Raw genomic sequence first — 6,661 nt, forward strand, 5'->3', positions numbered from 1 at the left:
GAACCGGGATGGAACAGTCATACCGTAAGCGATATGAAGAAATGTCACATCGCGTACCTGGCGTGCACGGCCGCCCTCCTCGGCGCCGGTCTCGGCGCGGCCCCCGCCACCTCCGCGCCGGCCGCCCACCACAGCCACGCGACCCATGTGGTCCGTCCGGGTCAGTCGATCCAGAAGGCGGTGGACGCCGCCAAGGCCGGTGACACGGTGTACGTGCTCCCCGGCACCTACCGCGAGAGCGTCAAGATCGGCACCCCGTGGCTGACCCTGCGCGGCGCCGGGCCGAAGACGGTGATCCGCCCGGCGGGCAAGACCGCCGTCACCGCTGCGAAGGGCGCCGCGAAGGCGTCCGACAGCTGCGCCGAGGGGGGCAACGGCATCTGCGTCGTCGGCACCAAGAAGACGAACGTCCAGGGCGTCACCGTCGCCGACCTGACGGTCACCGGCTTCAGCCGCACCGGCGTCTTCGGCATGGCCACGGACAGCCTGACCGTGCGCGATGTGCACGCCCACAAGAACGGGGTCTGGGGCATCGCCCTGGAGCGCTCGGTGCACGGCCTGCTCCGGAACAACTACGCCCACGCCAACGGCGACGCGGGCCTGTTCCTCGCCAACACGATCAAGGAGGAGGCCGGCGCCTACGACGCCGGGCAGACCCTGGTCGAGCACAACCGCGTCGAGGACAACCGCATCGGCGTCACCGTGCGACGGCTGCGCAACGTGACCGTGGCGGAGAACGACGTCACCGGCAACTGCGCGGGCGTCTTCGTCGTCGGCGACGAGAACAAGCCCAAGACCGGCTCCATCGAGGTGGCCGCGAACCGGGTCGTCAAGAACAACAAGTCCTGCCCCAAGACCGACCGGCTCCCCGCGCTCCAGGGCTCCGGGATCGTGCTCACCGGCACCGAGAAGACGCGGGTCACGCAGAACCACGTCTCCGGCAACTCCGGCACGTCCCCGCTGTCCGGCGGCATCGTGCTCTTCAAGAGCTTCGTCGGCGTGACCAGCGACAAGAACACGATCGACGCCAACACGCTGGAGAGCAACGCCCCGGCGGACCTGGTGAACACGGACAAGGGCAAGGGCAACACCTTCCAGCGCAACACCTGCCGGGCGTCCCGGCCCGCCGGTCTGTGCTGACCGCGCCGCCCGCCCGACCGGCGCAGTCCGCGGCCCGGAATCCCCGCAGTCCCGCAGTCCCGTAGTCCCGCAGCCCCGCAGTCCCGCAGTCCCGTAGCCCCTTAGTCCCGTAGCCCCGTAGAAAGAGAGAGGGCGGCAGATGACCACCGCTGAGACAGCTCCCCCGCCTCCCATGCGCCTGCGCGAACTCGTGTTCGGCGCGGCCTGCGCCGCCGCCGTCCGCGCCGCCGCCCGCCTCGGTGTCGCCGACGCGCTCGACAACCGCCCGACGGCCGTCGAGGACCTCGCCGCCGCCGTGAAGACCGAGCCGAAGCCGCTGCGCCGCCTGCTGCGCGCGCTGTCCTGCTACGGCGTCTTCGCCGAGCTGCCGGACGGCACCTTCGAGCACACCGCGATGTCGCGGCTGCTGCGCGAGGACGACCCGAACAGCCTGCGGGCCATCGCCCTGTGGTGCACCGAGCCGTGGACCTGGGACGCCTGGCCCAAGCTGGACGAGGCCGTACGCACCGGCGACAACGTGGTGGAGGGCCTGTACGGCAAGGAGTTCTTCACCTACCTCAACGAGGACGCCCCGGAGTCCGCGGACGTCTTCAACCAGGCCATGACCCGCTCCAGCGAGCAGTCGGCGCGCGAGGTGGCCGACCTGCTCGACCTGTCCGGCGCCACGTCGGTCGCGGACTGCGGCGGCGGCCAGGGCCATGTGGTGGCCTGTCTGCTCGACAAGTACCCGGCGCTGCACGGCAGTCTGCTCGACCTGCCCCGCGTCGTGGAGAACGCGCTGCCCCGGCTGCGCGAGGGCGGCGACCTGGCCTCCCGCGCCCGGATCGTCCCCGGTGACGTGCGCGAGGCGGTGCCGGTCAAGTCGGACGTCTACGTCATCAAGAACATCCTGGAGTGGGACGACGAGTCCACCGCCCGCCTGCTGGGCAACGTCGTCGCGGCCGGTGGCCCCGGCACACGGGTCGTCGTCATCGAGAACATGGTGGACGACTCCCCCTCGATGCGGTTCAGCACCGCGATGGACCTGATGCTGCTGCTCAACGTGGGCGGTGCCAAGCACACCACCGAGAGCATGCTGAGCCGCCTCGCGGCGGCGGGCCTGGAGATCGACTCCGTCCGCCCGGTCAACCCCTACCTGCACGCCTTCGAGTGCCACGTGCCCGGCTGAGCAGCCGTCGTACCGGTACACGAGCGCCGGCCGCCGGGCCCGCATCACGCGGGCCCGGCGGCCGGTGGCCGTCCGGGGGTCACCGCACGGCTGGGTCGCGCTCCCAGAGGTAGAAACGCCGGGCCATCGCGTCCTGCGGACCCCGCCAGGTCTCCGGGTCGTAGGCGCTCACGTACGCCGTCAGGCGGTCGCTCACGTCGCGGAACTCGGGGTGGGAGGTCACGTTGGCGATGGCCGGGCCCGGCTCGCGCTCGGACTCGATCAGGTGCATGTACACGTCGCCGAACTGGAAGAGGCTGCGCCGGGTGACCCCGACGAGGTGGGGCAGCTCCCCGCGGTCGGAGTCGGCGAACACCCGGGCGATGTCGGGGGCGGACCCCGGAGCCATCCGGGCGACGATCAGGGCCTGGTGCATGGGACTCGCTCCTCGTTCGCGGGTCAGTCGGCCAGGGCCGGGGCGGGACGGCCGGAGGCGGCGGCCTGCTGGACCTTGTCCCGGATCAGGGCCATCTGGACCTTCGAGTTCCGGTTGATGTTGTCGGTCATCCAGTCGTCGTCCACCGGCGCCTCGGGCTTCATCGCGAAGTCCTGCGTCCACACCATCCGGACACCGCCGGGCACTTCCTCGTACCGCCAGTGGATGTTCATGTGGGCGAACGGACCGGTCTCGACCCGGCGGGCCTTGACGGTGAGGGTGGCGCGGTCGGGCTCGCGCTCGGAGACCCAGCTCCAGACGACACCGTTGTCGTCGGGGTGCATGGTCAGCCGGAACGTGGTCTTCTCGCCCTCGCGGGCCAGGACCTCGACGGACGCGTACTCGCTGAACAGGTTCGGCCAGTTCGCCAGGTCGTTGGTCATGTCCCAGACCACGTCCAGCGGGGCCGCGATCGTGATCTCGTTCTGGGTGTGTCCGGTCATCTCAGGCTCCTGCCATCAGGGTGCTGTTGACGAGGTCGAGGAACTGCCGGGGGGTCCTGCACCGCTCGGCGTCCGGCGGCATCGGCGTGCCGTGCCGGTTCTCCAGCTCGCCGACGATGCCGAGCAGACCGAGCGAATCGACGCCGAGTGCCTCGAAACCGCCCGCCTCCCCGCGCTCCAGGAGTTCCTCCGGGGCGACGGTGACCCCGGCGGCCGTCCTCATCAGCGTGGCCAGTTCCTCGACGGTGATCTGTGCGTTCATGCGAGTGCCTCCTCTACTGCTGGGCGTGTGCGGCGCCGTGCCGGAGCACCAGCGCCGAGTTCGACCCCATGAGCCCGCGGCTGAGCACCAGCGCGGTCCGCAGCTCCGCGGGCCGGGCGCGCCCGGTCACGAGGTCGAGGTCGTGGCAGACGTCCTGGACATTGGGCGTCGGCGGGATCAGCCCGTGCTCCATCGCCAGGACGGCCGCCGCGCTGTCCAGCACCGGGGCGGCGCAGTAGCCGCGTCCGGTGCCCGTCTTGGGTGCGGTGACCGGCACCCTCGTGCCGTGCGCGCCGAGGGCGTCGGCGAGGGCCAGCGCCTCCGCGCGGTCCGCCTCCGGGATGCCGAGGGCGTCCGCGAAGACGACATCGACCTCCTCGGGTGCGCAGCCCGCCTCGTCGAGGGCCCGCCGGACCGCCTCGGCGAGACCGGCCCGCGACTCGGTCCAGCGGGAGGCCCCGGTGAAGGTGGCCGCGTGCCCGGCGACGTAGGCCCGGACCTCCGCGCCGCGTTCACGGGCGGCCCGCTCGGACTCCACGACGAGCATCGCGCCGCCCTCGGCGGGCACGAACCCCCGGGCACCCTCGGTGAAGGGCCGGTACGCCCGCTCCGGGTCGGTCTCCAGGCTCAGTTCGCCATAGCCGAGCTGGCAGACCATCGAGTACGGCGCGAGCGGCGCCTCGGTGGCACCGGCCACGATCACGTCGGTGCCGCGCCGGACGGCGCGGGCCGCGTGGGCCAGGGCGTCCAGACCGCCGGCCTCGTCGGAGGCGACGACCGAGCAGGGGCCCTTGAACCCGCGCCGGATGGAGATCTGGCCGGTGCTGGCCGCGTAGAACCAGGCGATCGACTGGTACGGCCCGACGAACCGGCTGCCCTTGCCCCACAGCTGCTGGAGCTCGCGCTGCCCGAACTCGCCGCCGCCGGAACCGGCCGCGGTGACCACGCCGACCGCGTACGGGTCGGCGTCGGTGTCGGCCTGCCCGAGCCGGGCGTCCTCCAGCGCGAGGTCGGCCGCCGCGAGGGCGAAGTGGGTGTAGCGGTCGGTCTGGACGAGGAACCGTCCGTCGATCGTGTCGGCCGGTTCGAAGCCGCGCACCTCGCCCGCCACCTTCAGCGGCAGGTCGGCGCAGCCCTCGCGGGAGATGCGGTCGAGGACGCTGACGCCCTCGTGCGTGGCCTTCCAGAAGGTGTCCGTGCTGGTTCCGTTGGGCGCGACCACACCGATGCCGGTGACGGCCGCACGCGCTTCCTTGGGTTCGCTCATCACGTCCTCTCCCTCGTCCGGGTCAGGACCACCGCCGACTGGAATCCGCCGAACCCGCTGCCCACGGACAGGACGCTGTTCAGCTTCCGGTCGCGGGCGACACGCGGGACGTAGTCCAGGTCGCACTCGGGGTCGGGAACCTCGTAGTTGGCGGTCGGGGGTACGGCCTGCTTGGCGAGGGCCAGCACACAGGCGACCACCTCGATGGCGCCGATCGCCCCGAGGGAGTGCCCCACCATCGACTTGATGGAGCTCATCGGGGTGTCGTACGCGTGCTGTCCGAGCGCCCGCTTCACGGCCGCCGTCTCGTGGCGGTCGTTCTGCCGGGTGCCGGAACCGTGCGCGTTGACGTAGTCGATCGCCGTCGGGTCCAGCCTCGCGTGGTCCAGCGCGGTGTCGATGGCGCGGGCCATCTCCAGGCCGTCGCTGGTCAGACCGGTCATGTGGTAGGCGTTGCCGAAGGTGGCGTAGCCGCCCAGCTCGCAGTAGATGTGCGCGCCGCGGGCCCGGGCGTGCTCCAGTTCCTCCAAGACGAGCACCGCGCCGCCCTCGCCCATGACGAAGCCGTCACGGTTGTTGTCGAAGGGCCGGGAGGCGTGCGCGGGGTCGTCGTTGTTCGGCGAGGTCGCCCTGATCGCGTCGAAGCACGCCATCGTGATCGGGGAGATCGGCGAGTCCGACGCACCGGCTATGCAGATGTCCGCCCGTCCCTCTTCGACGGTGTGGAAGGCGTAGCCGACGGCGTCGAGCCCCGAGGTGCAGCCGGTGGAGACGGTCTGCACCGGGCCCTGCGCGCCGAACCGTTCCGCCACCGCCGAGGCCACCGTGGCGGGCGTGAACGCCCGCTGGAGGTGGGCCTCGGACCGGGAGTGGTCCACGTCCCAGCGCTCGCCGCCGTGGCTGACGAGGACGTAGTCGTGCTCCAGGCGGGTGGTGCCGCCGACCGCGGTGCCCAGGGACACCCCGACCCGCCAGGGGTTCTCGTTGGCCAGGTCGAGCCCGGAGTCACGGACCGCCTCGTCGCCCGCGACCATCGCGAACTGGATGTACCGGTCCGCGCGCGCGATCTCCTCGGCGTCCAGACCGTGGGCCGCCGGGTCGAAGTCGCACTCGGCCGCGATCCGGGACCTGAGGCCCGAGGGGTCGAAGAAGGTGATGCCGCGCGTCGCGGTCCGGCCCTCGGCGAGCAGGTTCCAGAACGCCGGCGCGCCGATGCCGCCCGGAGCGACGACGCCTATGCCGGTGACCGCCACCCGCCGGGTCACGAGGTGACCTTGTCCCGCTCGTGCGCCGACGCGGCGCACGAGGCGTGCTGCTCGGTCGTGACGGCGGCGGCGCCGATGACGTCGGTCTCCTCGGTGTCCACGTGCCCGAGCTGCGGGCGCGGGGCCAGCGGGCCCAGGTGGAAGACGAGCCGCGCCTCGGTCTTGCCGACGTTGCGGAAGCGGTGCCGCATGTGCGCGGGGATCATCAGGCCCTGCTCGGGCCGCAGGGCGACCGCCTCGTCGTCCAGGTCCACCTCCAGCTCGCCGCAGACGACGTACACGAACTCCTCGGAGTACGGGTGGTAGTGCTCACCGATGCGGTCGCCCGGCTGCACGATGGCCACGCCCATGAAACCGCTGGTCGCGCCGACGGTGGTCGGGGTCAGCATGGCGCGCAGGTCGCCGCCGCGGTGCGTCTGGGCCTGGACCTCGTCGAGGTCCACGATGCGGGGACGGGGTTTGATCGACAACGTTTCCTCCGTGGGTGGGGCGGGTGAGCGGGGTGTACGGGGGTGACTCGCGGCCGGGGCCGTGCCGGGGCACGGGGTGGACGCGGGCGGGGAGCTGCTGGCGGGCGGGGGCGGGGGAGCCGGTCGGGTGAGGCGGGCGGGGCGGGAGCGGGCCCGGACCGGGGGGGGGGG

At 72.2% G+C, this 6,661-nt stretch carries 8 protein-coding genes; 2 read left to right on the plus strand and 6 right to left on the minus strand.

Annotated elements, in window-relative coordinates; translation table 11 throughout:
• Positions 1-33: 33 nt before the first annotated feature.
• Both KUM39_RS10165 and KUM39_RS10170 read left to right on the plus strand, forming a co-directional pair.
• Positions 34-1,140: a right-handed parallel beta-helix repeat-containing protein gene (locus KUM39_RS10165; protein ID WP_217785135.1), complete on the plus strand. Its 1,107-nt coding sequence runs from the start codon at positions 34-36 to the stop codon at positions 1,138-1,140.
• 139 nt (positions 1,141-1,279) lie between these two features.
• Positions 1,280-2,308 (plus strand): methyltransferase, encoded by a 1,029-nt coding sequence (locus KUM39_RS10170; protein WP_217785136.1) that lies wholly within the window; start codon positions 1,280-1,282, stop codon positions 2,306-2,308.
• A 79-nt stretch (positions 2,309-2,387) separates the two neighbouring features.
• Here the strand turns inward: KUM39_RS10170 and KUM39_RS10175 are convergent, their stop codons facing one another.
• From KUM39_RS10175 to KUM39_RS10200, 6 genes are read right to left on the minus strand one after another with little or no spacing between them, the layout of a single operon-like run.
• Positions 2,388-2,723: a TcmI family type II polyketide cyclase gene (locus KUM39_RS10175; protein WP_217785137.1), complete on the minus strand. Its 336-nt coding sequence runs from the start codon at positions 2,721-2,723 to the stop codon at positions 2,388-2,390.
• Between the two features lie 23 nt (positions 2,724-2,746).
• A complete protein-coding gene (locus KUM39_RS10180) occupies positions 2,747-3,226 on the minus strand; it encodes an SRPBCC family protein (RefSeq protein ID WP_217785138.1) in 480 nt (159 codons plus the stop codon).
• Position 3,227: 1 nt separating this feature from the next.
• Positions 3,228-3,488: an acyl carrier protein gene (locus KUM39_RS10185; RefSeq protein ID WP_217785139.1), complete on the minus strand. Its 261-nt coding sequence runs from the start codon at positions 3,486-3,488 to the stop codon at positions 3,228-3,230.
• Positions 3,489-3,501: 13 nt separating this feature from the next.
• Positions 3,502-4,755 (minus strand): ketosynthase chain-length factor, encoded by a 1,254-nt coding sequence (locus KUM39_RS10190; RefSeq protein WP_217785140.1) that lies wholly within the window; start codon positions 4,753-4,755, stop codon positions 3,502-3,504.
• Positions 4,755-6,020: a beta-ketoacyl-[acyl-carrier-protein] synthase family protein gene (locus KUM39_RS10195; RefSeq protein ID WP_217785141.1), complete on the minus strand. Its 1,266-nt coding sequence runs from the start codon at positions 6,018-6,020 to the stop codon at positions 4,755-4,757. Before KUM39_RS10195 ends, KUM39_RS10190 begins: the two co-directional genes overlap by 1 nt.
• Positions 6,017-6,463: a cupin domain-containing protein gene (locus tag KUM39_RS10200; protein ID WP_217785153.1), complete on the minus strand. Its 447-nt coding sequence runs from the start codon at positions 6,461-6,463 to the stop codon at positions 6,017-6,019. Before KUM39_RS10200 ends, KUM39_RS10195 begins: the two co-directional genes overlap by 4 nt.
• Positions 6,464-6,661 lie beyond the last annotated feature (198 nt).

Origin of the sequence: Streptomyces corallincola (assembly GCF_019104725.1) — a bacterium.
GTDB lineage: Bacteria > Actinomycetota > Actinomycetes > Streptomycetales > Streptomycetaceae > Streptomyces > Streptomyces corallincola.